The sequence below is a fragment of the Natronorubrum sediminis genome (assembly GCF_900108095.1).
Classification (GTDB): domain Archaea; phylum Halobacteriota; class Halobacteria; order Halobacteriales; family Natrialbaceae; genus Natronorubrum; species Natronorubrum sediminis.
This window is the reverse complement of sequence record NZ_FNWL01000002.1, coordinates 369,469-395,946: the sequence shown is the minus strand read 5'-3', so window position 1 is coordinate 395,946 and position 26,478 is coordinate 369,469. Positions and strand designations below refer to the sequence as shown.

At 55.3% G+C, this 26,478-nt stretch carries 15 protein-coding genes and 1 tRNA gene; 4 read left to right on the top strand and 12 right to left on the bottom strand.

Features of this window, described 5'->3' with window-relative positions:
- Positions 1-429: 429 nt before the first annotated feature.
- On the top strand, positions 430-2,367 hold the full coding sequence (locus BLW62_RS09225) for an AAA family ATPase (protein WP_090506789.1): 1,938 nt from the start codon (positions 430-432) through the stop codon (positions 2,365-2,367).
- A 663-nt stretch (positions 2,368-3,030) separates the two neighbouring features.
- On the opposite strand, the gene BLW62_RS18985 is transcribed toward BLW62_RS09225, so the two are convergent.
- Both BLW62_RS18985 and BLW62_RS09210 read right to left on the bottom strand, forming a co-directional pair.
- Positions 3,031-3,387 carry a recombinase family protein gene (locus tag BLW62_RS18985; protein ID WP_245726699.1) on the bottom strand — a complete coding sequence of 119 codons (357 nt, stop codon included), beginning with the start codon at positions 3,385-3,387 and terminating at the stop codon, positions 3,031-3,033.
- Between the two features lie 704 nt (positions 3,388-4,091).
- Positions 4,092-6,341, bottom strand: coding sequence for a DNA cytosine methyltransferase (locus BLW62_RS09210; RefSeq protein WP_175459724.1), 2,250 nt, complete (start codon positions 6,339-6,341; stop codon positions 4,092-4,094).
- Between the two features lie 171 nt (positions 6,342-6,512).
- Between BLW62_RS09210 and BLW62_RS09205 the strand changes: the two genes are divergently transcribed.
- Positions 6,513-7,286, top strand: a complete 774-nt coding sequence (locus tag BLW62_RS09205; protein ID WP_090506787.1) for an HhH-GPD family protein — start codon at positions 6,513-6,515, stop codon at positions 7,284-7,286.
- 14 nt (positions 7,287-7,300) lie between these two features.
- Here the strand turns inward: BLW62_RS09205 and BLW62_RS09200 are convergent, their stop codons facing one another.
- From BLW62_RS09200 to BLW62_RS09170, 7 genes are all read right to left on the bottom strand, one after another.
- Positions 7,301-8,158: a phospholipase D-like domain-containing protein gene (locus BLW62_RS09200; RefSeq protein ID WP_090506786.1), complete on the bottom strand. Its 858-nt coding sequence runs from the start codon at positions 8,156-8,158 to the stop codon at positions 7,301-7,303.
- Between the two features lie 9 nt (positions 8,159-8,167).
- On the bottom strand, positions 8,168-9,985 hold the full coding sequence (locus BLW62_RS09195; protein WP_090506785.1) for a DUF1998 domain-containing protein: 1,818 nt from the start codon (positions 9,983-9,985) through the stop codon (positions 8,168-8,170).
- A complete protein-coding gene (locus BLW62_RS09190; protein ID WP_090506784.1) occupies positions 9,982-13,587 on the bottom strand; it encodes a helicase-related protein in 3,606 nt (1,201 codons plus the stop codon). Before BLW62_RS09190 ends, BLW62_RS09195 begins: the two co-directional genes overlap by 4 nt.
- A gap of 52 nt (positions 13,588-13,639) precedes the next feature.
- Positions 13,640-17,626 (bottom strand): hypothetical protein, encoded by a 3,987-nt coding sequence (locus BLW62_RS09185; RefSeq protein WP_090506783.1) that lies wholly within the window; start codon positions 17,624-17,626, stop codon positions 13,640-13,642.
- A 161-nt stretch (positions 17,627-17,787) separates the two neighbouring features.
- A complete protein-coding gene (locus BLW62_RS09180) occupies positions 17,788-18,153 on the bottom strand; it encodes a hypothetical protein (RefSeq protein ID WP_090506782.1) in 366 nt (121 codons plus the stop codon).
- A 786-nt stretch (positions 18,154-18,939) separates the two neighbouring features.
- Positions 18,940-19,014, bottom strand: a tRNA-Val gene (locus BLW62_RS09175).
- Between the two features lie 99 nt (positions 19,015-19,113).
- Positions 19,114-19,647, bottom strand: a complete 534-nt coding sequence (locus BLW62_RS09170) for a cob(I)yrinic acid a,c-diamide adenosyltransferase (protein WP_090506781.1) — start codon at positions 19,645-19,647, stop codon at positions 19,114-19,116.
- Positions 19,648-19,805: 158 nt separating this feature from the next.
- On the opposite strand from BLW62_RS09170, the gene BLW62_RS18675 reads away from it, so the two are divergent.
- A complete protein-coding gene (locus tag BLW62_RS18675) occupies positions 19,806-19,982 on the top strand; it encodes a DUF7838 family putative zinc beta-ribbon protein (RefSeq protein WP_175459723.1) in 177 nt (58 codons plus the stop codon).
- 109 nt (positions 19,983-20,091) lie between these two features.
- The gene (locus BLW62_RS09165; RefSeq protein ID WP_090506780.1) at positions 20,092-21,891 is read left to right on the top strand and encodes an NAD(+)/NADH kinase; all 1,800 of its coding nucleotides are present in this window, start codon (positions 20,092-20,094) and stop codon (positions 21,889-21,891) included.
- A gap of 71 nt (positions 21,892-21,962) precedes the next feature.
- Here the strand turns inward: BLW62_RS09165 and gcvPB are convergent, their stop codons facing one another.
- From gcvPB to BLW62_RS09150, 3 genes are all read right to left on the bottom strand, one after another.
- A complete protein-coding gene (gcvPB, locus tag BLW62_RS09160; protein ID WP_090506779.1) occupies positions 21,963-23,516 on the bottom strand; it encodes an aminomethyl-transferring glycine dehydrogenase subunit GcvPB in 1,554 nt (517 codons plus the stop codon).
- Positions 23,513-24,850: an aminomethyl-transferring glycine dehydrogenase subunit GcvPA gene (gene gcvPA / locus BLW62_RS09155; RefSeq protein ID WP_090506778.1), complete on the bottom strand. Its 1,338-nt coding sequence runs from the start codon at positions 24,848-24,850 to the stop codon at positions 23,513-23,515. The genes gcvPB and gcvPA overlap by 4 nt, the downstream gene beginning before the upstream one ends.
- A gap of 276 nt (positions 24,851-25,126) precedes the next feature.
- Positions 25,127-26,455, bottom strand: a complete 1,329-nt coding sequence (locus tag BLW62_RS09150; RefSeq protein WP_090506777.1) for an AI-2E family transporter — start codon at positions 26,453-26,455, stop codon at positions 25,127-25,129.
- Positions 26,456-26,478: the final 23 nt, after the last annotated feature.

Below are 26,478 nucleotides of genomic sequence, written 5' to 3'. Positions count from 1 at the left end.
GCGCCGATCACACCACTCCACGAGGAGGCAAGCAATGAGTCGAGACAAAACCGCCCGGCAACTCCGCACAGACGCCTGCCTACAGGTCACCGGCGCGCTGGACGGTCGCCCCGACGGGCACGCCGCCGACATCAAGGACTGTCGAGGAGTGATACTTGACGCACTCCCCGCCGACACACATAGCGGCGAGGACTGGGTCGAAATGCAAGCAAACACCTTGTACGAGTTACTATACCGCTTAGATTTGCACGTTAAAGTAGGAGCGTCACGCGTAGGCGACGGCAAGGATTGATGATGCCGATTACGGACTTCTCCAAGGTTAGCGTGCAAATCTGAGTTATAACTAAACGCGATCATACGAACCTTCTGAGATATCCAACACAAATACCAGTTAAACAGCTTTAATAAGGAACCCAATCAGTCCTATCCATGGAACTTAGGAACGCCAGCGTTCACTGCTACAGGCGTTTCGCCGACCCATCCAATATCCGGCTAAACGAGAATCTCATTGCTGTGGTTGGCACAAATGAAGCAGGAAAAAGCTCTTTCCTCGATGCATTGGAAGAACTCAACAGCGACGAACCAATTTCAGAATACGATGCTACAAGGCACAAAGACTGCCAACCCGAACTCTCCGTTACGTTCAAACTTGATGAAGATGATCAAGCAAAACTCAGCAGTATTGAGGGAGCTGAGAACATTTCAGAGTGGACTCTCACAAAGGATGCAGATGGCGATCTAACCGTTGCTCTAGATACCACTCTACCTCACAACCTAGAGCCACGACGAAATGCAATAAAATCCTTAGAGAACATAGAAGGCATTGAACTGCTGGACGATAGAGGAGGGAGGAAGAAGAGAAAAAGAAGGTCAAGTAGGATAAAGAAGTTGCAAGAAGTGTTCAGGAGCGATGAAGACTATCTCGGGGACGACACGATAGAGACAATTTCTAAACTCGGATCAGACCTTGTCGAGGTAATCAAGCAATCAGACGAGAGCACAGAACACGATAATGAGATTATCAAAGTAGGACAAGAACTGAAGAAATTGGCAGAACATGAAAAGCAATGTCCTCCTCACCGTGCCAGAGAACTCTTGAAACAGGAAAGACCGCAATTCATCTCTTTTACCGAAGAGGACCGGCAATTGAAAAACCAGTACGACTTGGAAAAGCACAGCGGTAACTACCCAGATGCTTTAGAGAACCTGGCTGAATTAGCAGATCTTGATCTTGACGAATTGCTTGAAGCTGCGGAAAACGGTGATAGACCTCGTGTGTATACACTCACAACCGATGCAACTCGGAAGCTGGAATCTGAATTCTCTAAGTCATGGGTTCAAAAAGAGGTAGTTCCTGTAATAGATATTGACGACACAGTTCTGCACCTACATACTCAAACGCAAGATGAGCATCGGCATTCGCCAATTGAAGATCGGAGCGATGGGTTACGTTGGTTTATTGCGTTGTTGGCGTTTCTCAATACCAAGGATGCAGGTGAAGATCCGGTTCTTCTTGTTGATGAGGCTGAGCAACATCTGAGCTATGACGCTCAGGCAAGCCTTATTGAGGTTCTTGAATCGCAGGATCTTGCTAACACAGTGATCTATACTACGCATTCCGCAGGATGTCTTCCTTCCGATCTGGGTAGGGGGATTCGCCCCATTATCCCTGATGAGGATGAAGAAAAGAGCAATATCAAAAACGGGTTTTGGAGGGAAGGAGAGGGATTCTCTCCTCTGATGATGGCAATGGGGTTAAGTTCGTTTGCGTTCACAGTTTCTCGGAACGTGCTGATTGGGGAAGGCCCGTGTGAGTGTATCTTGCTTCCGTCGCTGATTAGAGGTGCTACAGGACGAACTGAATTAAAGTATCAAGTTGCGCCTGGTTTGTCTACAGCTGATTCGGATGATCTGGGCGACTTGTTATCTGAGAGCGGGCGTACCGCGTTTATTGTCGATGGAGATGAGGCAGGGAACGAGTATGAAGAGGGATTGATTGGACGTGGAGTGGATGAGGAACAGATATTTTCTTATAATGCTGGCCGGGATGAGCCGTTAGTTTTGGAGGATTTAGTTGATTTAGAAGTATATGTTGAGGCTGTTAATGAGGAGCTGGGGTACTGGCAGTCTGACAGCTTTCATGATATTGGTGAGGTGCTTACTCCTGACAATTTGCCGGATCATGGTCGGGATAATGCGGTGCAGGAATGGTGTGAAGAACAGGGGTATGCGCCTGTTCAAAAGACCACTCTTGCTCAGAGGCTTGCTGATAAAGCAGGGAGTGGTGAAGACATCGTGAACCCAGCTCGATGTGAGATATTGGTCGAAATTGATCGGCAGGCAAGAGAGTACTTCGACATAGAGTAGGGAGGGTTTTGCTGGCTTGGTCAAATCGGTTGTTGAGGGGTTTTACCGAGGTATAGTCGTGTCTGTGCGTGTTGATTCGTGAGTTGCCTTCTGGGTTAACTTGTGAGTTAACCTGTGAGTTAACATTTAAGTTAACAAGTTAACTACGCCGGAACAATCGACATGACCCACCCCTCGTACCGAGTGAGATACCCGTGCTCCGGGGTTGACAGTCTCGCCTGCCTCGGTGGTGTGCACACCACACCTGCCTGCCGGGCGCCGCTGCCGCCTGCAGTTACGGTGTGGTACTATTTTGTAGGAACGACGGTCAGCGCTTCCTCGACCCGCTCGTCGTCTGCGGTCGCATCGAGATACCACGATCGCCGTTCCTCGTCCTGATGGATGCGGCTGAGGGTTTGGTGCATCGTGTTGACCCTTCGCGCTCCCGCGCGGTAGCTGCTCCCGGTCTCGATCGCTTCGAACGCGTTCCGGACTTCAGGTATCCGTCTTCGCCTTCGCTGGGGGAGAGGTTCGGTCGAAGGTATCCCTCTTCATTTCGTGTGAATTCGATCGGTTCCTCGCCAAGCCACTTCCCTTCCGACCGGGCACGCCGAACACCGGACTCTACTCGCAAAATCAGTTGTCGTCGTTCTTCCTCTGCGACTGCAACTGAGATGTCGGCGATTAGTTTCCCGCTCCCACCGGGACGGACTTCATCGACCCATCCGTCTGCGATTGGACGATCGTCTCTGACTCCTCTGCCACCTCGAAAAACTGTTGGTAGGTGCTTCCAAGTCGCGCTAACCGGCTAATTTCCCACACTGCGACGACGTCGTAAGCGCCGGCGTGCATCGAATTGATGAGGTCCTCGAATTGCTCGCGCCCAGGATCAGCGCCTGACTGTGCAAAGTCTACGTACCAATCGATGCTGTCGGAGTTGATGTCCTCACGATTGCCCCAGTCACGGATGTCGTCCCGCTGGTGTCGGACTGTCTGCCCTTCGGTGCTTGACCGGACGTATGCAGCGACAGTCTCACTCATTGAGGACGTCCTCCATTATTCCATGCTCTGATCGAAGGTGTCGTTTCAGCAGATCAGTGGGTTCGTCTTCAACACTGATTGATTGGATTTAGGTTAGTATCCCGGGCTCGCCCGTATCGTCTGTCATGGCGAGTTCGATCGTTACGGTCGGGTCGTCTCCAGTGTCTCTCATACAGGGTAGCCTAACAATCATACTCTTATAAGACAGGAAAATCGTGTACAGGCTGTACACGGTCACCTGGCTGCGTACAGGGGTTGAGTGATGTCGAGTGGCCGGCTCACTTTGGGGACAAAGGACGGTGGCAGTCACCGGTAGAGTGGGCGGTGTGTGGAACTCAACTTAGGGTGACGTCCTCGATTGGGGGATTCTTGGACAGGACTACTGGCGCTGGGTATCAGTCGCTATCTCTTGAACCAGCTTGGTATCCTCCAGCTGGTCTACTTCGTCTAGAATGACGACGTACGGTGTGTCGCCGCTGTTTCTGTGGCGTTCAAGGAGGACATCTTTTGGGGTGGACTGCCGGTGCACATCGACGGTATTGTCGATACCGTCTAATAGTCGATACAGAGTTTTGAAGCGCGAGTGGTCCTCCCAGCAGTTCACGTACTGGTAGTTCAGTCCAGACCTCCTCACGGAAGCATTCGACGAGGAACTGCGCAATGCAGTCTTCCTAGCACCGTACGGGCCGTGGAGAAGGCAGCAGCTAGTCGTCGGTACTGGCCTGTTGTGGGGAGCGACAGGAGAACACAGCTGGCGGTTCCGAATTGAGTTGCTGCTGAAGGACATCAGCAATTCGCCACCCCATCAATGGTGGCACTGCATTCCCAATTTGACGGAACCAGTGAGTGAATGGTCCCAAGAAGACGTAATCATCGGGGAAGGATTGGAGACGTGCCGCTTCACGGGGAGTTATTCCTCTATTCCGTCGATTATCTGGTTCTCCGGTTACATTTGGAGCGTACTCATAGTAATCCGGAAGGACGAAATTGTTCGCGTCTTTGGCGAGATGCGCGACAACTGTCGGTGCTGGCTCAGTCCACTCCAGCATTCGGTATTTATCCTTGAATCGAGGGTCCTCCTCAGTCCCAACGTCATACTCGATCAACTCGGCGTATTTTCCATCTTTCCTATATTTCACGTCCCAACCGGTGTCTCCCGGTTCTAATGCTTCGTCGAACAGCGTCTGGTCTTTTTCCATCGGGTGTTCCCGCGCTTGATGATTATAACATAACTCGGTCCCCGTACTCAGCTCGTGTTCTTCAACATACTCACTCCGGGTACCACGGACGCTGTCGGGAACCACTCGTCCACCCTCTCCTCGACGGAGTTTCGGCAAGCCGGACAACGCCTGTTTCAGAGTGACTTCGTCGGTCGGCCCCACTTCTGAAATCTGCTCGAACAGGGCCTCAATGATAGAATCGTCATTTTCTCCCACAAGGTCATCCCGCACCCCGAAAATGAAGATGCGTTCCCGGTGTTGGGGGATTCCATAATCAGCACAGTCAAGAAGTCTGTAATGGCAGGTGTAGCCGTGCCCATCAGCACCGATGGAGTTGAGCGCGTCAATCACGAGATCGGCAACACGAACTCCAGTGTCTCCAATCTCGTTTGCCATACCCTCTACGTTCTCCATCACCAGTGCCTTGGGGCGTAATCGCTCAACAGCAGTCACGTACTCTTCGTAGAGCTCGGTCCGATCATCCTCCAAGATGTTATACTCGCTATCATCCGCCAATCTCGCTCGATACCCTGCCTGTGAAAGTGACTGGCAAGGTGGTCCACCGGCGATGACATCAGGTTCCCGGTCAATTCGTTCAAGGAGTCCTTCCTCAAGCTCTGTTCGAATATCTCCACACACGATTTTTTCGTGGGGGATCTCAGGATGATTGAGACGGTAGGTGTCTGTAGCATGCCTGTCGTTATCGATAGCTAACTCAACGGTCCAATCGTTACGTACAAATCCAAGTGATAGACCTCCAGCACCGGAGAAGAGATCCACTACGATGGGGCCCGAATTCTCTTGTTTCTGCCTCCGTAGACGGTGGGTGAGAAGGAATTTTTGAATTTCGCAGTCGTCGCCACATGAGTCAATTCCCCCTTTGACTGCATGTCCTGCGACTGCTCGATGTAACTGCGGAATCTGACGTCGAGCAAGTTCTTCTTCAAGTCTTTCCCTGCGTTCAGTATCGTCTCTCAACTCATCTGGTGATAGAAGCCCTAGTGAGCACAGGAGCCCGTCAACGAATGGATCGCTTGGCCAAACGGGTTTATCGAACGCGACAAGCATCAACCACCATGCATCCGATTTTGATATCCCGGGGAACTCGGCGAGCAGATCGGCGAAACTCGAATACCGCAATCCGCCAAGTCCACGAAGAGTTACACCGTCGGTATGGTCGTCGTCAGCTACTACGTCAACAAGCTTCTGCAGGCGTGTGATACGAGTATCACTAATACTTGGTCGATTTGTTGCCTTAAGAAGTGCAGCCTCTAGTTCGTCCTCGTCTAATTCGGCGATCTTATCCCAGACTCCGATTTGATCCCGTAAGTTAGCAATTATCCGTCGATATTCACGGTTAAAATACCGCCGCGACGGCGGCTGATCGTCTGGTGCAATAGCAACAGCTGCGACGGTATCTAACGGATCATCACTCCCCGTGAGCGAATCTTCGCAGGTACAGATTGCTTCTGAGGTACTCTCGGTGAGCGACTCATAGCGACAGGGAAATTGCTGATCGGATTTTCGCTTCCGACATTGGGTTTCCGGGGTCGCCGTTGGACAACCGGCTGGATGGTGCCAGTTGTGGTGGTACTGTTCAGCAGTAAGCACATCAATGAGAAAATCCACATGGCGGAGGATGAACTCCTGGTGTAACGAGAACTCAGTATCTGATGAATCCAGCAGACATGAAGGGATTTCCGGCGTATCTATATCCTCCCACGAATCGGCCATTACCTGGGTATTATCACTCAACATTAAAAAGACCAGGATTTCTGAGGAGGGCCAGAACGATAACTAGTGTAATAACCCCTGTCTCGGGGTTTCTCCTGCCATCGTAACTGAAGACGGTACCCCAATTACACAAGTGCTTATGGGATGAGGGACTAGATGGGGCAATAATTGATGGAACTTGACTTCCCATACGGAAAAACCGAAATAACCGTAGAAGAGTACGAGGGCCAGATTGACGCAGAGGAAATTGCTGACCACCTTGCAGAGGGAACTACCGGTGATCCTGCACCCCGTGTTGAATCATTTATTTACACTATGCCCCAGTTCCTCGACTGGCTTGACAGCTCTGGGCGAGATTATCCATGGCGGCATACAACCGACCCTTGGCGTGTCTACGCGACAGAAATTCTTCTCCAACGCACACGTGCAGATGCCGTTGCAAACATCTATGAGGGGTTCTTCGATCGCTTCCCGTCTCCAAATGCACTTATGAAATCAAACGACGAAATGATTTATACGCAAATCAAGTCTCTCGGATTTGGAAACCAGCGAACTCGGAGTCTGAAGGAGGCAGCAGAACTCTGTGTAACTCAATATGATGGAACGGTTCCAGCCGATCTTGATGCATTACAACAACCATGGCGAGTCGGGCCATATTCCGCACGAGCCTGCCTGCTATTTGCGTTTAATCAACCCATCTCACTTGTTGACTCGAATATTGCCCGGATTATTGAGCGGGTTTTCGGGTATCAAATGCCGAACCAGCCGCACAAGAAGGACTCCGTCTATGAACTTGTAGATACACTCATCCCGGACACTCCAGAGCTGGCTCGCTCGATCACTTTCGCATTTCTTGACCTTGGAGCACTCATCTGTACCGAACCTCATCCGAAGTGTAATGAGTGCCCGTTAAACTCGTGCTGTCTCTTTACTGAGCCACTGTAAAACTCTACCCAGATTCAGGGCTGAGTTGGCCCCTCCGAATACTTTTGAGTGTTCGCAGAACAGCGAACTATCTCAAAGAAGTCGGTTAGCTCGTCAACAACTGGCCCACGGACGATCAATCCAATCTCGATTGCCTCCTTGAGACTATAATTCGTAAGATTCGCACTTCCCACATATGCGATCTCGGTGTCTGCTATCAATGTCTTGGCGTGCAGACGACCGTGGGGTGAATCGTACTGATAGACGTGGAAATTAGATGTGTCTCCATTGCTGCGGACTGTTTCACGAATCCGTTCCACGTGGTCTGCGTTTTCACGGTTATCTGTTACGTCTCTGGTTAAGAGCGTGATGTCAACACCACGGTCAGTCGCGGATGCGAGGTGATCAACGAAGACATCCACACCAAACCGGGTGAAGAAGGGAGTGACAAGTAGTAACTCCCGTTCGGCATTCCGGACCAATCGAATGAGACGCGCCATTAGCTCTGCTGATTTCCCATCGAACCCACTCGGTACAGCGATGCTTAATTCAACATCGTGCACCTCATTATTTGCGAGTAACTCGGCTTCGGATGGCGTCATGTACTCATCAAATATGTTAAGGAATTGGATGAATTCGATCGTTGCATTTCGATTTACCCTGACCCGGTTAGTCGCCTGAGATGTGAAATCAACAAGGCCAAACTCAGATGCGAGATCATGAAGATGATTTGCAGCCTCTCGGTGGATGCCGAATTCATCCGCCGTCTGCGAAGGGTCAACAGTCCCTTCACCGGACGCAGCAGTATGGAGGAGGTGCGTACAGAAGGCTACTGGATCGATCTCATGTGCTCGAACAGACTGTACGAATTGGGCCGGTGTTGCAAGCGTCATTTTCCCGAGTTAGGTGCTTTTTCCGCCAAGTCCACCAGTTAGTTTCCAGAACCCGTCGGACACATCAGATGCGATCCGATCACCGTAGAGAGCGATCCGGGAGAGGTTTTTATTGAAGTGCTGACAGCCAATTTCAGACATGTGGAGGCAGGCGTGACAAGCACCACCCCGAATATCGGCGCACGTGGAGTCGTACATACAACCTTCTCCTTGCGTCAGTGTGCTAAGCAACCAGTCGTCGAGGTTCCTATCAATCAAGGTGAAGAGACCGCCTGCCGTATAGTTCTGCGTATTATTTGCGTAGATTGCTGTAGCGAGACCTTCCGTGAACAGGTATTCCGCGAATGAGGTTTCGTCAATCCCGGAATGGACAGCAGCTCGCTGGATGAGCAGGTGGGAGATAGTATGCAGTAAGCGATGCACAGCGAGGGTGATTTCGTTATACTGACTGTCGTCATTAACATCGGTTGAGTACGGTTCTATGGCTTCCATTTCTCCGTACAGTGTCGCCCGTGCCTCCGAAAGGTCCATATTTTGCGTGTCTTCGATGGGATATCCACTCTCAGCGAGCCAGTGGCCAACTTGGCGAGGATCCAGTTGGACGATTGCGGCTTCTGTCTTCGACCGAGTTGTATAAATCGGCGTGCGCCAGTCTCCATCTTCAACTTGTACTGGCGGAAACGTCCGCACAGCAGGTGTTGAACCGCCTTCTTCTTCGTCGTCATAGGTGCGATGATAGCCGTATACTGCTTTAAGCAGCGGGAACTCGGAGGTGACTCCAATATCAATGATCCCCATCTGATCCATGAGCTGGGTTTCTCGGGGAGTTGCAGTTTCCCGGGCGCTTTCCTGTTCCATAATCTCCCTCAGCTGGATGTACCGCCGCATGTTGTCAGACGGCTCAACATCGCCGACTTTCGCCTGAACCATCTCACGAACCAGCTCAGGGTCTTGATCACCACCGATCTGTCCAAGGGCCTGCTTGGTATGTTTAATTACCTCAGGGTCGTCGGTATCGATCTCGTCGAAGTCGATATTCGACATTCCGTCCTTCTGCACCATCTCCTTCAGGCTCGTCTCGGGGTGATCGAACTCGCCAAGGTAGGCACCAATGACAATCGGGTCAATCTCTTCTTCGGTCCGGATATTACTCTGATAGATGTTCCGATCACCGAGGTCAACCCGAGTGACGTCGTGGATATTCATTGCCTTTGACGACGAATGAACCGTTACGTCCATCCGTTCACCACATTCACAGAACGTCTGGAAATTATCGCTGATGATCGCTCCTTGGCAGGCACCGCACCGCCACTTGAAATCCTGATACCGGTCTGCACGGTCATCTAGCTTCACGTACGAGTAACCGTGCTCGTCACATCCCGGAACAAAGATGGAGCTAAGATCTGAACAGGAGGGGCAAACACCAACGTGGTGGATCTGTGTGAGAGCCCCATCACACCCCTGCTGTTGACAACTCAATCCACTCTGCTCAAGCCCTTTGATACGTTCATCACTGTAATCGTGGACTTTTCCGCAGTCCATACATTCGAAGACGCGCGGGAAAATTGTCGCGTACACGTTCGATGGATCGATGATTGCCCACCGATCGGATGCTGGCGGCGATAAGGCACCCTCAACACCGCCACTCCAGTTGTCAAGTTTGGCATGAACATGGTTGATCATCTCCCGTTCACTGGCGATTTCCATCTGGTCGCCAGTCATCTTCGCCGCCTTCTCAATGAGATTATGTTTTGGATTGGAGAAGGTCGCTCCTGGCGGGAAGTTGTACATCACTTGCATCTTCCCGCGACGCATATTGTCTGTCATCGAATATCCACCCCTACGGCCTCGAACGCGTCTTCATGTTTGTAACTCGGTTTGATGTCGATTGGGTCGTCTACGTCACGGAGGCTCAACATTACTCGTCCAGCGAGACATCCCTCAATGTCCTCTTCAGTCCCGCTCTGGATGTTATTGAACGAAACCTGAACGAGTTCCTCGATCCGGTCTGCGAACGGGCACTGACCAGTCTCCCAGTCTTCTCCGTAGATCTCGATGAGGTCCTCGATGATTTGGTCTTGATCGATTACACCGGCCTGTTCGGCCTTCCGGGCCATTCGCGGGTGGGCTTTGTTTTTGAAATATCCGAGGTGCTCGCTCAACTCGTCGAAGTACCGAATATACAGTAGCGACATGAAGATGCCTGGGAAGGTCCGCTCGACACTGAATTTCGCCCACCGGTTAATCGCTACTGGTTCAACGAGCCGGTCGAGGTATTCGTGATACTTGTGGAAGTAATGGTAGTGCGACCGGTCACGCTCCCCCAGCGGGTCGAAGACGTCCAGCACGATTCCTGGATGTTTGCGACCAACGCGAGAGGACGCCTGAATGTACTCCGACATCCGTGGTGGCGCATTGAAGAACACCATGTAACCGAGGGCGTCAATGTCCACACCATGACTGATTGAACTGGTTGCAGTAATCAGACCCTCAATATCCTCGTACGTCGTACCACCTTCCTCACCGACCTGCTCAAACCGGTTGAGCATGTCGGCCATCGCATCTGGGTCGGTATTCCCCTGCATATCGAATTTCTGCACGGGATTATATTCATCATCAGTCAGATTGTCGTTCACCTGAGTTTCAGCGGACTTGTAGACACGACCTCCCTCAAATTTGGAGATGACGTAGGTTACCAGCGTGTAGTAGTGGTTCAGGAGGTTTTCGAACGTTTCTGGGTCTGACAACTCTTCAAAGTCGAACTCCTGAAGAGATTTCTCGGGGTCGGCAAGCCAGTCTTGAATCCGGCGCTGGTGCATTTCCAGCAATCGGATGATACTGTTAATCTGGCTGCGGTTCCAAGGAACGACACCGACGTAGTGCCGCTGGACCTTGTCTTCATCAGTAGTTGTGTAGGCGGATTCTCGATAGTCCGGCCCGGGTGCGGGAAACCGGATCGTTTCTTTCCCGCCGTACAGATGCTTGACCTGATTATTTGATTCCTCGATCGTTGCTGTCGCTGCTATCTTCTTGGGTTCGTAGTAGTCGGTTTCCTGCTTTTCAGCAGCCCATTCGAGGTGTTTTTCGAAGGCAGCGTAGTAGTGGCTCTCGAAGGTTCCGAGATCTTCGTTGACGAGGTGGAGTTCGTCTTGCAGACAGAGTGTTGGAACGGGGTCATGAACGTCAACTTGCTCTAAATCACCGAACTCCGTCTCGAAGTCCTGCTTGTCCCGGCCGCAGAACCGCGACATCATGCACTCATCGCCTTGGTGCGTATACCCGTGTTCCGGGCACCGATGAGTGATATAGCCAGCAAGCGTTCGGAAACGGTAATTGTACCCGAGAGCTGCAAGTTTGTCTTGGGTTCCAACAACGATCGTTGGAACAGCACGATAGAGATCAATGTCCGTCACATGGACGTGTAGCTTTTCCCGACGACAGGATGCTGACGAACAGTGATGTTCGACCCGATCAGTCGTTGTACTGAATACGAGATCGACGTCACTTCCGCAGAGCGGGCATTTTTCGACTGCGCGGTAGTCTTCACGACTTACCTGTTCAAGGTCGTGCCCGTCTTCTTGGTTCCATCGCTTCTTGAACTCTCGCAGTTTTTCGCGGTTCTCCTCCAACGTTCTCTCGTTCTGCGGATAACTCGGGTACCAGCCGTTGAACTCGGACTTCAGCAAGTTACCGAGACTGTTCTCCGTGTTCCCGGTGAAGAATCCGGCACTGAGAGGCTCACCGCCATATCCCTCCTCTTTCCGGACCTCATCTGCGTGAACCAAGATTTCGACGACTCGCTGGAACTGTTGTAACGACAGTAGCCGGAGTGGGAACCGCATCATCGCGGACAGGCCGAACTCTTTCCCGCGCCGCCTGTCGAATAGTGCCGTGAAGGCAAGCAGTGCAAGGTAGGCCTCAGTTTTCCCTCCACCAGTCGGGAAGTACAGGAGGTCTGCCTTGTCACGATCGTGGGCCTTCGGATCGAAGTCCCGCTCTTCGTGGACGATGTCCGGCAACAGGGATACAATAAAGACAACCTGGAATGGCCGCCATCCCGGATATTCAAGTTCCACATTCTCATCCCATGGATCGCCTTTCCGAACCTTACGGAGGAACACGCGGTTCACCTGTTTGAAGAGTTCCCGCGCCATTTGGTCCTCTTCAAGAAGCGAAACACCGCGGTCAAATCGCTCAATCTCCCGTTCAAACCGCTCTATATCAGACTTGATTGTCTCCACAGTCTGGTTCGACGAAGGGTTTGTGGCAGTCGCTTTCGCTTCATCAAGACGGTCCTGCCAGTCGTCCTTTTTGTACTGTTTCAATTTCTGGCGAACTGCCCGCAGGACCGGAAGCGGGTCTGTAGCGAGAGTGTCAAACCGTGGTGCTGCTTCACCGGAGTACTGTCGGTGACCGAAGTACGCCTGCTTGTGGACAGGGACAGTTTCTGATTTGATGCCCGTCTGATCCGCTGTCCAGACAGCAGTGCAGTTGTGGCCTTGGCCAGGAACGGAGGAATCATATCGGAATCCTTCAGGGACGTCTTCGAAACTCATTGATTGGAACTCCGTCCCGTCTTCTCCTCGTAACTCTAGCTGGGTTTCATATGTTGCCAGGTCGAGGTCTCCGAAGTCTGGTTCTTCGTCGCTTTTGTTAGTTACGTCAACGCGGACAACAGCAGAACCTGGCTTATCAGCTGTTGCTGTCGTCTCATCAAGCCCTTCAAGAAGACGAACAGTCACCCCCATTTTCGGGGTTGGAGCATACTCCGGATCTCCGCCGACAGGTACATCAGAGAGCTTCTCAAGGTAGTTATCGTCGGCAAGGTCATCATTGCTCGACACGAAGTTCTTCACGGATCCGCCATCGCTGTCTAACAGGTCCGGTGCAGACTCGATGTGCTCCTTGGTAGCCGCTCGGATCTTCCTGTTCAACTCTCGCTCAGCTTTATCAGATGCCTCGCTGAGAATGCCGGTGTGCTCTGCATTGGCATCGAACGAGACGGTTGTACCCACACCGAAGTCAGCGTCGTCATCACCGGGTTCCCGAAGAACGTACTTCCGGTATACTGTCGGTGTGTCTTCGCCTAACTGATCAACCTCTGCCGGTGTCGGGATGACCCGATAGTACAGAGAGAATGATAACCGGATGCTTAGGGTGATTGTGTCACCGCCATCAGCGGTCGTCACGCGGCCAATCAGACCGAGAGTTGATGGCGACCTCCGTGACTGGATTTCTTTATCGATCTTCGTGTCTTCTTCCTCAGGAGCGAGAGCTCCAGAGAAAAAGTTCGTTCGCGGCGTCAATCCAGGCGGGGTACGCTCACCGTCGTCAATATGCGCCCCGCGGATTTGGTCAACAGTATCCCCGACGAGTTCAGAGGCGAATGCTTCGATATCGTCTCGGGATGCCCCGTCGATGTCTGCCATTCGTTAACTCGACATAGGACGATACCAGGTAATATAACCATAGGTCTCGACATTATCCTTTGTCACGTTTACTGCATCGAGTGACGATTTCCCGACTGACTCCCGGTTCATCAAATAAGTCGCCACTACATGCTTGGTCAACAAGCCATTCCCAAAAAACACTCCCACGCTGACGGTGCGTTGCACGGATTGTTTTGATACGAGTGAAGACCTGATCCCAGTTTTCCGCCATCCGTTCAGAACCGTACTCGCTTGCGATTACTTGAACACCATCCGAATGCCGTGGACCGATACGAAGCCCGCTCCGGAATACGAGATCAGACGGAGAATCAGCTTCTAAAACTCCACGTGCCCAGTCTCTCACCGCGTCGGCATTCACGGACACGTCCTGTTCAATCTCGCTTGCGAACCCGCTTACACCATCGCTCGGCTCATCAGTCGGCGAATGTTCCTCAAGCCCGCAAAGGACGGCATCATACCACAACTGAACAGCGTCCATGAACGCAGCGTCAGTATCAACCGCAGCATCATCCTCCCAGTCTTCACGGAGGAACTCCTCCCAGAGGTCGGCCTGAACGTCGTCGTTAATGAGGACGATTTCATCACCAGCGCTGATCCGCGACAGAGAGCGAAGGGAGTACTCTCCCGCTGTAACGAGGTGTTCCTCTGATCGAACAATCACGGGATGTGCATCCGAGAGCGTCACTGGTGAGGTCTCTTCGAACTCAAGACGGTAGCGATAAATCGCACCTGACAAGCCTGTTCCTCCTGAATTATTGTTTTCACGTGACTGGGATGCAACTGAAAGGTATGTCTTGTAGAGACTGTCGGTCAGAGTTCGTTCGGTGGTCTCCTCTAGAGTGCTTCCATGAGTGGTCACGTCTATCTGCGGGAGGTCAGCACCGGTTTGTGGCGGGAGATAAGGCCGACGTTTCTGGTCAACACCGTGTACACGTGAATTCAGCGTGTCGTCGTCATGCCCGAGTACAATGGTTTTCGGGATAGCAGGATGGTGGTAGTAAATCGAGGTTTGTGGCGGAAATGCGTCGAACGTCACCAGCATATCAACACGCCCGGGTTCCACCTCTCGCACAGTTTCTTCATCAAGTAACAAGAGGTCATCCTCCAGAACCCAATCACTAGCCCGCTCCCGGAGGAAAATGTCAAGCATTTCTTTGTACGTTTTCTTCGTACATAGCACTCCAACGGATTTCTCCCGAGACGCTGCCTCATCAAGTACATCCAATAACTGCTCACCCAAGGGGTTCCTCTCATCGAGTCTGTCAAAGAGCGTATCAACGGTTGTAAGAGCCATATCAAGTACCTCCGCGTCGATAACAGCCTCATCAATCAGCTTTTCAATTTCGTTGCGCCGACTGTGTAGCCTTCGAGGAACCCACCGGTTGCCTTGGTCGAGCTGATTCTGCACCCAATGGTCGTGAAGATCAACCGGGACTGGGAGGCTACTGAGCGTATATCGGAGTCGTCTGACTGCACCTGCAGCGGTTCTGTCCCCGATCTTCTCGCTGAACTCATCCAGACGGCCAAGTAACTCCCCGATTTCAGAATTGCTCTCAACCGAATATACGTGGATCGGGGATGGCCCTTCAGTCAACGATTCTGATGCAGATTCCCGAGGGGACATCTGGCTGCCTTTACTGGCGTCTTCATCAGTCTGTAGCAACACAGAGTGTGGGAGGTCGGTTGGTGGACCAACGTGTTGCCGCCTATCTGCACCGTATTGTTCTGCGAACACCCCATGTACCTCAATATGAACGGGCTGTTCAGAATGGGATTCAGTCAGTGACGACAGATCTTGGTCATCAATCTGGGTAAGATGGCGTAGGGAAGCGGAATCAGCAATCCCGCGAGTTTCATCTGTGGCTCCCTCGTCTGCCCTTCCACGCTCGGGTGTATACGGTTGAGGCGTGCCGTCAACGATTGTCCCTCTCCACGTCTGTATTTGTGCAGCGTCTACGGCATCGATTCCCGATAACCAGTTGTAGAGGACGACATCTGCTGATGCATCAGTCAGGGATTCAATGTCCCGGACCAGTGTGAGATACGGAGGATGCTCCTGAACGGTTGTTCCGGACGTCTCGACGTGAATGCCCCCGTCTGTAACACGTGCTGTAGGGATGAGATCGAGGATTGGAGTGACCTCTGCGCACGAATTCTCTGAATGAACAATCCCGTATTGAGAGAGAGCTTCCCGAATGTCCTTTTTCGTCCCCCAGCCACCAGTCGCCGGTGTATGTAGGGCAACTCGAATACTCGGGCGTATGACTTGGGCAATAGCAGTGCCAAGTATGGTCAACTCGACCCATCCTGAATCATGGGATGGCGCGAGGAACTGAACCGATGGATCTACGCCTTCAATATCTACTTCGTCTTCTAGTATATTTTGTAGCGCATCTAGGACTTCATCACCTGCTGAATCGCTTTGCGACGCGGCTAACGCGATTTTCGCGGTTTTGTTGACTAAGGCGATCTCGGCAGGTCCCAACTGGGGAGTACTCCACGTAACAGGACCGGACTGCTTTACAAGAGAGTAGTCTTGAGAGAATTCCTCCAACCCAGATACCTCTCCAGGAACGAGATCAGGGTCAGACTGTCGGAATTGGCGGCGCAGGGATGAAACTACTTCCTTCGCTTTAGAGTCTATCCGGCTATCGGTGGATCCGTACAACTCGAATAGTTTCGGTGGCGGTGGATACACCTCAAGTGATTGCAGTATCTTGCCAACGTCCTCTATTTCCCGAGCGGTGTCCACTCGTTCAAGATCGCGTATGAGGGGCTCGATTGCAGGAAGAGTGTCACTTGGATAGGCTTCCCCAGCAGAAGCAATTGCTTCGCAAATCGGGGTACGGTACTGACTTGGACAATCACGTACAACCGAAACCAGCCGGTCGATGGAGTCTACAATTAACTCGGGCCACGAACTTGCCGCAACTCGGAGTACCGGTACCCACAGCTTCGGCTCTTCTGACAGCTCCTCCCGAATTATCTTCTCAGGGTATATATCTCGAACCTCAGCAAGATCACTAGGCTGAATTGCCGAAAACACCGCGGCTAATAACTCACCTGCATCTTGGTTGTTTCCCTGACCAGTTCGTACTTCCTCGATGAAAGATGGAACAAATTCGTTCCATTGGTTCGGATAGATACCGGCGTCGAGTGCTGCCTGAATGAGTTCTCCCAACTTTCGCTGTGAATTAGAATCTTCAACCCCGATGTATGTCCGGCAGAGAAACTCAATTATCCGACCGGAATAGAAATTCAAAGGGGTGTACTTTTCGTCCAGCTCGTCGGTGAGTTCCTCCACGATTTCTGTATTAATGCAATCGCTTGACTTCGCTGCCAGCAGCCGAAGTGATCTCCAAGGATGGTCATGAAGAATTTCTGTAACCAATTGGTGGGAAACAGATTCAGGATGTTCAACTGCCGTATTGAGGCTCCGTGTCGCATATCCTTTGAAGTACCCACCAACCGAGTACGGTTTACTACCGATCTCAACAACTCCGCCAAAGAGCTCGGTCACCTGTTTCAATTGACTGTAAGCGTCAGCGGATGGCGGAAGGCGTGATACGACACGATAAGCCTCCATGCGGTTGTTATAGGAGAGTTCTTCTAGAGATTCGAAATCAATTGACTCGGTCAGCGTAAAGTCGTCTTTCGGGAAGATCGCGGATAGGTGTGCAAGAACCAGTCCGGTGTCTACTCGGTCGTTATCGAGTAAGTAGACCAGTTGTGGGCAATCAACCGGGGGTGAGGCATCTTTGAGGATTTGTTTGATGCACTGGGTAGCGGTCAGAGCGTCATATCCGGTCGATTGTGCTTGGACAATCAGCACTGGGAGTTGGTCCGTTGCTGATGCTGGTGATGGGGTCTCGTCTTTCTTTAACCAGTCAAGCAACTCGCCGGGGTCATCACCGGCTGGAGACGTCTCTTCTATTGGTGGGTCGGTTTGAGCCCGACTGCTGGATGGTTCTCCGTCGAAGTCGGAGATTGAACGCTGGATCGTGTCCTTGTCCGTCACTGACTACCTTGGACTAGTAACCCTGCAAGCATAAACGATATGGGTAGATGAAATCAACTCTGGCGGGTTTGTCCTTCGAGAGAATTCTATCCTATAGACAACAAGGTGAGGACAAACAGACTCTGAACATAGGAGGAAATAGGAATGTGATAGACTTCTACTCAGGCTTCTTGATTATGTGACTGCATAAGTTCCCTTGCTATCTCAGCCTGTGTGTGGTCATCCTGCTCGTCTGCAGTCCGACTCTTAATGGTGTGGTCGAAAATGTATCCCCCGTAGTCGGCATCCCACGTGTAGGCCTGCAGTCCTACGCTTGCATCCTGGGACACGTCGTAAATCACCTCAAACTCCGTCTCTTCCGATCGGTTTCCGGTTTCCCATGTCTGCCAGATACGACACATGATGTTCCCACCGGTGTTGACAACTGCCCCACCGTTCCATCCGTCAGGAACTTCTACCGGAGACTCATCAAACGGCTCTTCATACCCTAATTCACGGAGAAACTCTTCTCGCCTCGTCTGTGACATGCCACGTTGTACTCAACCAGACCTAATGAATGCTGTCAAGACATAGTTGAACGCCTCAGACAGTCACTATACTTCCTTAATCTACGCTTTCATTAATTCCTGAGAGTGAATCTCAGGCTGATGCCGGGATCGAACCCTCACGTTCACTGTATCGATCCTTCGCTTTTGCTCACTTCGTTCTCTAGAACTATTCTGGCCTTGAACGAGTCGAGCGCCTCGCAGGAACGCAAGCACTACAGGCAATCCAAGTAGCGATATGGAAGAAGAATTGCGGACACCCCCCGTCTCCTGAGCCAAACTGCGGCCGAGTCGCGGGACCCGCAGATACGCGGTGACGCATCGGCAATCCAAGTCGGCGCGCGCGATCGTGTCAACGTCCATAGTTTTAACACGTAATCCACCGAATCGCAGGATGACTCTGACCCGAGCAACCCGACGTTGCGAAACGACTCGCAGAAAGCCGGTCAGCGCAAGCCCAACCCTACGACTGCTGGCGATTCTTCCGTACTCCGCACGCGTAAGAGGGTTAGCGGGCCGGGCGCGAATCTGCTACCTGGGATTCTGCTAAGATTTTTGTCTGTTGCTCAGTGTCACGAGGGTTGTTCCCACGGTATGTGGGTTTAAGTGCTCCTTCAACCTAATGCGCAGACGTGCTTGGGGTGCAGGACAGGATCGCTATGTTCGTTAACGGATTCAAAATCGGCCTTCGCCAACTGAGGGTGGAAAATATCGATTCAGTAGGCTTAGAGCGCGAATCTTGGTCCTTCAAGATCGCGTGCGAGAAAATGGGTTGGGGCAGATTTGAACTGCCGACTTCCTCCGTGTGAAGGAGGTATCATAACCGGACTAGATCACCAACCCGCAGCCGATTATATCGCTGGGTCGAACTTAAGACTTCCTTTCAGCGGCCAGCGAACGGCTCCACCCTCGAGCCCGCCACCTCTCCCCGCGAGTCCACGCTCAATACTCCGGCGACTCCTCGGGCGTCTCGTCTCGAGCGTTGACGACTCGCCCGAACGTGAACAGGCCGTCAGAGAGACGGTTCAGGTACTGGACGGCTTGCTCGTTGATTTCCTCTTCGCTCGCGAGTGCGACGGCGCGGCGTTCGGCGCGCCGACAGACCGTTCTGGCGTGGTGGAGCTTCGCTCCGTGTTCGCTGCCGGTCGGGAGGATGAACGAGGTGAGTGGCTCGAGTTCGTCGTCGTAAGCGTCGATCCAGTCTTCGACGGTTTCGATGTGTTCCGTGCGGATGGCCGGGTCGTCCTCGTCGGGATCCGGATTTGCGAAGTCGGCTTGAACGACGTGGAGGTGGTTCTGGACGGTTCGCAATTGGTCGTCGATGTCGTCGTAGCCGGTGGGCCGAATCGTTCCGATGAGCGCGTTGAGTTCGTCGACGGTACCGTAGGCTTCGATGCGCGCGCTGGTCTTCGAGACGCGAGTCATGTCACGGAGATCGGTTTGTCCGTCGTCCCCGCGGCCAGTGTAAATCGACATACGCGAGTCGACGGCTGGGGGCCACTTAACTGCTGTCGGGGTGGCAAATAGTCCACCACAGACGACCCTACTCGAGCAAGCCGCCACTCCCTACTGTCACTCCGAGGAGAGTGTGCGCAACCGGTACGTTAAACAGATGTCGTGCACAAGTCGCTCGTATGGCCATGGAACTCGATCACTACTGTCCGGACTGTGACGGAGAGCAGACCTTCTACCGTGCGGCGAGTACGAAAGTTCATCTCGGTGAGAAGGTCAAGTGGCACTGTCCGAACTGCGACTACGGCTTCGTGCAAATCGGCGACAACGGGACGGCCGTCGACTCGAGTGCGACGTAAGGTCCGATCGTCCACCCCTCCCCAGCCGACCCGTTTCTCACTCGAGTGGACGCCCCGACGACGGACGACAGTACAAACGTACTTCTGACCCCTGTTCGTGAAGAGAGGTATGCAAGGACGGAGACTCGCGACGACGGACGAGATCATCGCGATCGTGAGTCCCGACAGCGACGAACCCCTCGAGACGCTCACCGCGTGGACGGAGCGAAGCGGGATCGAACTGACGACAGTCGACGTCGGCGACGACATCGGAGACGTCTACGACGAGAGTCGGGCGACCCTCGGTGTGACCCTCGGCGGCGATGGCACCTTTCTCGAGGGCATCAAGACGTTCGCCCCGCGGAAGATTCCACAGTTAGGCGTCAACACGGGGACGCTCGCGTTTCTGGCTCGAGTCGAACCCGAAGACCTCGAGGACGCACTCGAGGAGGTCCTTCGGGGTCGAGCCGCAGTCGACAGCCGCCAGCAGGTTTACGTGAATGCGCCGGACGTCGAGGCGACGGGAATCAACGACGTGATGATCCAGCAGGTCCCGCCCGACGATCCGATCGATCGAAAAGTGACTCGTCTGGACGTCTACGCAGACGATGAGTACGTCGGCGAGTTCGAGGGAACCGGACTCGCCGTCTCGACGCCGACCGGATCGACTGGCATCTCGCTCTCTGCGAACGGCCCCGTTCACTATCCGGTGAACAACCACACGCTCCAACTCGTCCCCCTCCACACCCACAAACTGGGCGTCCGGCCGATCGTCGTCTCCCCCGAGACGGAGTTGCGAATCATCTCACAGGGGGGTGCGAACCTGCTCGTCGACGGCGGACGCGCACAGACGCTTCTCGAGGTCGGCGACGAGGTGGTCGTCACGGGGGCGGACACGCTCGCACACGTCGTCAGAACCAGCTACGACGATCACTTCTTCACCGCGATCACGAAGAAACTCGGCTGGGATGTCCGAGACGCGGACGTCCCCCGCGACAAAAAACGCGAGGCTCCAGCAGCGACGTCCCCGCCGATCGACGCTACTGACTCGAGTCGAACGTCGATCCGCGGTCGACACGACTCGGACGCCGGTGATGGCAGCCTCTCCGACGAGGCCGCCGGGACCGTCGAACGCGCGCTCACGGTCGCGACGGAAGCGGCCCGAGCTGCCGGCGAACCCCTGCGCGAACTTCACGGACAGGTCGAGTCGATCGATCACAAGACAGACAAATCGGATATCGCCACCGAAGCCGACCACCAGGCGGATCGGATCATCTCGACGGTCATCGACAACGAGTTTCCGGAGCACGGTCTCTTCTCGGAGGAGGGAACGCGCGACCGAAGCGGGGACTCGAACTACACCTGGGTCGTGGACCCACTCGACGGCACCGGAAACTTCGCGCACGGGAATCCAAACTACTCGATTTCGGTCGCACTGATCGACCACGATAGGCCAGTTCTGGGCGTCGTCTACGTCCCGGAGACCGACGAACTCTTTACCGGTATCGCTGGGCAGGGAGCCTGGCGAGACGGCGACCCGATCGAGACGACCGACCGCGACCGCCTCGACGAGAGCATGCTCATCTCGGGGTACGACCCCGACGGGAGCTTTCTTTCCCACTTTTACCAGGAATCGCGCGGCGTCCGGCGACTCGGCTCCGCGGCGCTCAACCTCTGTTATCTCGCGAGCGCCAGCGCGGACGCCGTCTGGGAGCACGATACCTATCCGTGGGATATCGCTGCGGGTCTCGTCATCGCTCGAGAGGCAGGCGCGACGATAACCGACCAGTCGGGCGAACGGTTCGAGTTCGACTTCGACACCGAAGCCAGGGCGGCACTGCTCGGCTCGAACGGTTCGTTACACCCCGCGTTGCTCGAGCACCTCGGCGACGGATTGCAGTCGTCTTCACGGTCACAATCGTCGCGATAGCGGAGACGCAAGAGCAAACGCACCGTTCGCTCGAGACGCGACCGTTACTCACAAAAATCAGATGTCGACCGTTAGCGCTCGTCTGCGTCGTCGAGTGCGTGCCACGAGAGGCGCGGACTCCGCGCCGCGGCGGTCTGGTCGATCCGTCGGGCCGTGGTTCGGTCGGGAGCCGCCTCGATCGTCGCGTCGTCTTCGTCGACGACGGCGTTGAACGCGCCGGCAAGTCGATCCAGAGTGTCCTTGCTCTCAATTTCCGTCGGCTCGGTCATCAGCGCCTCGGGAACGATCTCGGGCCATTTCGTCGTCGGCGGGTGGACGCCGTAGTCGAGCATTCGCTTCGCGACGTCCGCTGCATCTTGCTCGCCAGCGCTGGCGACGAACTCGTGGTGGAACGGCTCGTACGGCACGTCGTATTCGATCTGGCTCGCGAGGTAGTTCGCGTTCAGTACGGCCTTCGCACTCGCGTCCGCAAGTCCGTCGTCGCCGAGGCGCGCGATGTACGCGAAGGCTTTGACGAGCACGAGCCAGTTGCCCTGATACCCGTGAACGTGCCCGATCGTGTGGTCGGGGTCGAACAGTTCGTACGTCGATTCGTCGCTCTCGCCGTCGTCGTCAGCCTCGTTCACTCGAGGCGCGGGCAGGAACGGGGCCAACTCCTCGACGACGCCGACCGGGCCGGCACCGGGACCGCCGCCGCCGTGGGGCGTCGCGAACGTCTTGTGGACGTTGTAGTGCATCACGTCGAAGCCCATGTCGCCCGGCCGAGCGCGACCGAGCAGGGCGTTCAGGTTCGCGCCGTCGTAGTAGAGCAACCCGCCCACGTCGTGGACCATCGCCGCGATCTCCTCGATGTCGCGCTCGAAGAGGCCGAGCGTGTTCGGATTCGTCAACATGAGCGCCGCCGTGTTCTCCGAAAGGGCTGCCTCGAGCGCATCCAGATCGACCCGGCCGTCTTCGTCGCTCGGCAGGGAGACCACGTCATAGCCCCCGAGTGCTGCGGTCGCGAAGTTCGTTCCGTGTGCGCTCTCGGGAACGATGACCTCGTCGCGGTGGCCCTCGCCGTTGTGCTCGTGGTAGGCCGCGGCGACGCGGATGCCGACGAACTCGCCGGCGGCACCGGCCGGCGGCTGGAGCGTGACGGCGTCCATGCCACCGATCCGACCGAGGTAGTCCTGTAGCCGATAGAGGACCTCGAGCGTACCCTGAATCGACCGCTCCGACCGGTCGGGGTGGACGGCACCCGAGGGCAGCGCGGCCACGTCCTCAGTGAACTTGGGGTTGTACTTCATCGTACACGAGCCAAGCGGATAGGGGCCGCTGTCGATGCCGTAGATCATCTGTGAAAGGCGCGTGTAGTGGCGAGCGAGTTCCGGCTCGGAGAGTTCGGGCAACTCGAGTGAGTCACGCGTCAGGTCGTCGGGGAGCGGCGAGTCCGCACGTGCACTCGCGCCGTCGTCGCCGTCGCCGTCGCCCGCGTTCGCGTCCGAACTCGCGTCGCCGATGTCGACTCGAGTCAGATCCTTTTCGGAGAGCAACGGCTCGTACTGACCGTCTTCGACGTAACGGGCCTGATCGTATCGTACCTGTTGTGCTTGCGCGACAGGGTCGTCTGGGTGGTCGCTCATCGTGCCACCTCCTCGAGTGCCGCGGCGAACGAGTCGAGTTGCTCGTCGCCGACGCCTGCGACGCAGATTTGTATTTCGTGGTCGCCGACGACGTGGACGGCGAAGCCTCGGTCTTCGAGGTCGGCCGCGAGGACGGTCGCGGGCTGGTCGGTCCGCGCGACGAACTCGCGGATGTGGTGGCGGTCGTGAACCGGCGCGTCGACGCCGGGAATCTCGTCGATTCGGTTCGCGAGATCCGTCGCTCGAGTGACGCCGCGGTTGGCGAGGTCGACCATGCCGTTGGGGCCGAGCGAGGCCGCGTGCATCGCCGTGCGGAGTGCGACCCACGCCTGATTCGTGCAGATGTTACTCGTCGCTCGCTCGCGGCGGATATGCTGTTCGCGCGTCTGGAGGGTGAGCGTGAACGCCCGACGGTCGGTCGCGTCCTCGCTGACGCCGACCAGGCGGCCGGGAACCTGCCGGAGGTACTCCTCGCGACACGCGAAGAGCCCGAGTCCCATGCCGTAACTCGTCGGCAAGCCGAGGACGCTCGCGTCGCCGATGACGACGTCGGCACCGACGTCGGCGGGCCGCTGCAGGACGGAGAGGGCGACGGGATCGGAGCCGAGGACGAACAGCGCGTCGGCCTCGCCCGCGAGCGAGCCGATGGACTCGAGGCGTTCCTCGATCGTTCCGCGGATCGTCGGGTTCTCCGCGTACACCATGACGACCTCGTCGTCGACCTGTTCGTCGAGAGCGCCGACGTCGACCGTTCCGTCGGCCGTGGCGTACTCCTCGACTGCGAGGTCGGTGCCGGCGACGTAGTTCTCGAGCGTCGATCGCCGGCCCTCGAGCAACTGATCGGGAACGAGCACGCGATGGCCGCTGGTAGAGCGGACGCGCTCGGCGAGCGTCGCGGCTTCCCCGAGTGCCGTCGCGGCGTCGTACATCGAGCAGTTGGCGATTTCGAGGCCGGTCAACTCGACGAGTAGCGACTGGAACTCGAAGAGCGCCTGCAGAAAGCCCTGGGAGACCTCGGGTTGATACTGCGTGTAGGAGGTCAGAAATTCCGAGCGATCCGCGAGGTGGTCGACGAGCGACGGGACGTAGTAGCCGTAGTGCCCGCGGCCGAGCAGTTCCGTCAGGTCGTCGTTTCGTCCCAGTATCGAACGGACGAGTTGTCTCGTCTCCTGTTCCGATCGAGACGCGATGTCGAACTCGCCGTCGAACTGGACGGCCTCCGGAATATCGAAGAGTTCAGCTTCTGAGTCGACTCCGACGGCCTCGAGCATTGCAGACTGTTCCGTGTCCGTATGGGGAGCGTACGGACTCCCCGTTGCGTGTGATCCATCCATTGTTAGTCGTGGCCCCGGTCGACCGTCTGGCGTGAGTGTCGGTCAGCAAACCCCTCACTTCTCCCACATGAGTGTGGATGGTCGACTCGAGACATGATATCTGGCTCTTACGCGCACGGGGTAATGAACGCACCTCTTCGATGAGACTGGAAGTGTGTAGAAACCAACGACAGTCCGGTGTAGTAGCTGTCACTGTGCTATCAGACCCGATCGCATTCGGTCTCGCTCACTAGTTCTCGAGACTCGCCCCGACTCTCAACTCAAGCCCGTTCTCGGCTATCGGTCGTCGTCGCGAGGTTCGTCCTCGGTCGTGTCGGTCGCGTCGGTCGTGTCAGTCGTGTCGGTCCCGTCTGTGTCGTCGTCGCTCTCGCTCGCACCGTCGCTTTCGTCACCATCATCACCATCGTCCCGTTGTCTCTCCGATGATGCCTGTGAACCGGTCGATTCCACTCGAGTATCGGCGTCGGAATCGGTCGCTGTCGCGTCGTCGAGTAGCGTTCTGACACCCGTCTGTGTGGACGTGTCGACGGCCGGGTCCACGGCTGGCTGGTCTCCACCGGGCCCGATCGGCGGTTTCAAATCGGCGGTTTGCTCTCGAGCGAACACGTCGAGCGTGACTTTCGCGCCGCCGAGGATCACGGGGCCGACGAACAGTCCGACCGCGCCGAAGATGATGATTCCTCCAAAGATACCGACGACGATGATCGCGGAGTTGAACGCGCTCGTTCGGCCGATGAGTGCCGGCCGAAGGTAGGTATCCGAGGCGCTAACGATCGAGCCGTAGATGACGAGCGCACCGGCACCGACGAAATCGCCGACCACGAGGAGGTAGAGTGCGACCGGCACCCAGACACCGAACGCGCCGACGAGTGGCAAGAGCGCGAAAACGAACGTCGCGACCGTCAGTAAGACGATGGCCGGGAGGCCCAACACGGCCAATCCGATGCCGAGTGCGACGGCCTGAATCGCGGCGACCAGAACGTTTCCGACCACCGACGCCCACATGAGCCGATCCAGTTCCGTCAGCAGTTCCTCCTGAATCTCAGTCTCGATGGGGGCGACCTGTTGTATCCACGCGACGAGTCGGTCTCCATCGCGTAGCAGTGCGAAGAGCACGAACAGCGTGACCGTCAACCCGATGAGCAATGCCGGTAGGCCACTGACGAGTTCGATCCCGCTCGTCGCGAGCCCCTGTGCGGCCGTGCTGATCGGTTCCTGGTAGGTTCCGTAGAGATCGCCCAGGTCGATGACGTACCCCGTCGCCTCGAGTCGCTGTTCGATGTCCGCCATCCCGAGTGACCCCTCCTGGACGGCCGCAAGTAGCTCGAGTGCTTCCCGAAGTGCAATCGCGAGGACGTACATCACCGGCAAGAGAATAGCGAGAATCGCGACGACGACGAGGACGAGCGCGGCCGTCATCGAGCGCACGTACTGCTCGAGCCGTCGCTGGGCCGGCATGAGAACGTACGCGAGCACGACGGCGAGGAGAATGTACTGGAGATAGGGGAGGACAATCAACGCCGCGAGGGCGGTACTGAAGAGCGTGAGCAGACTCAATCCGGGGCGTTCGGAGAACCACCGGGACGGCGTGGATCGATCGGACATAGCCCACCCTACGAGGTCACGAC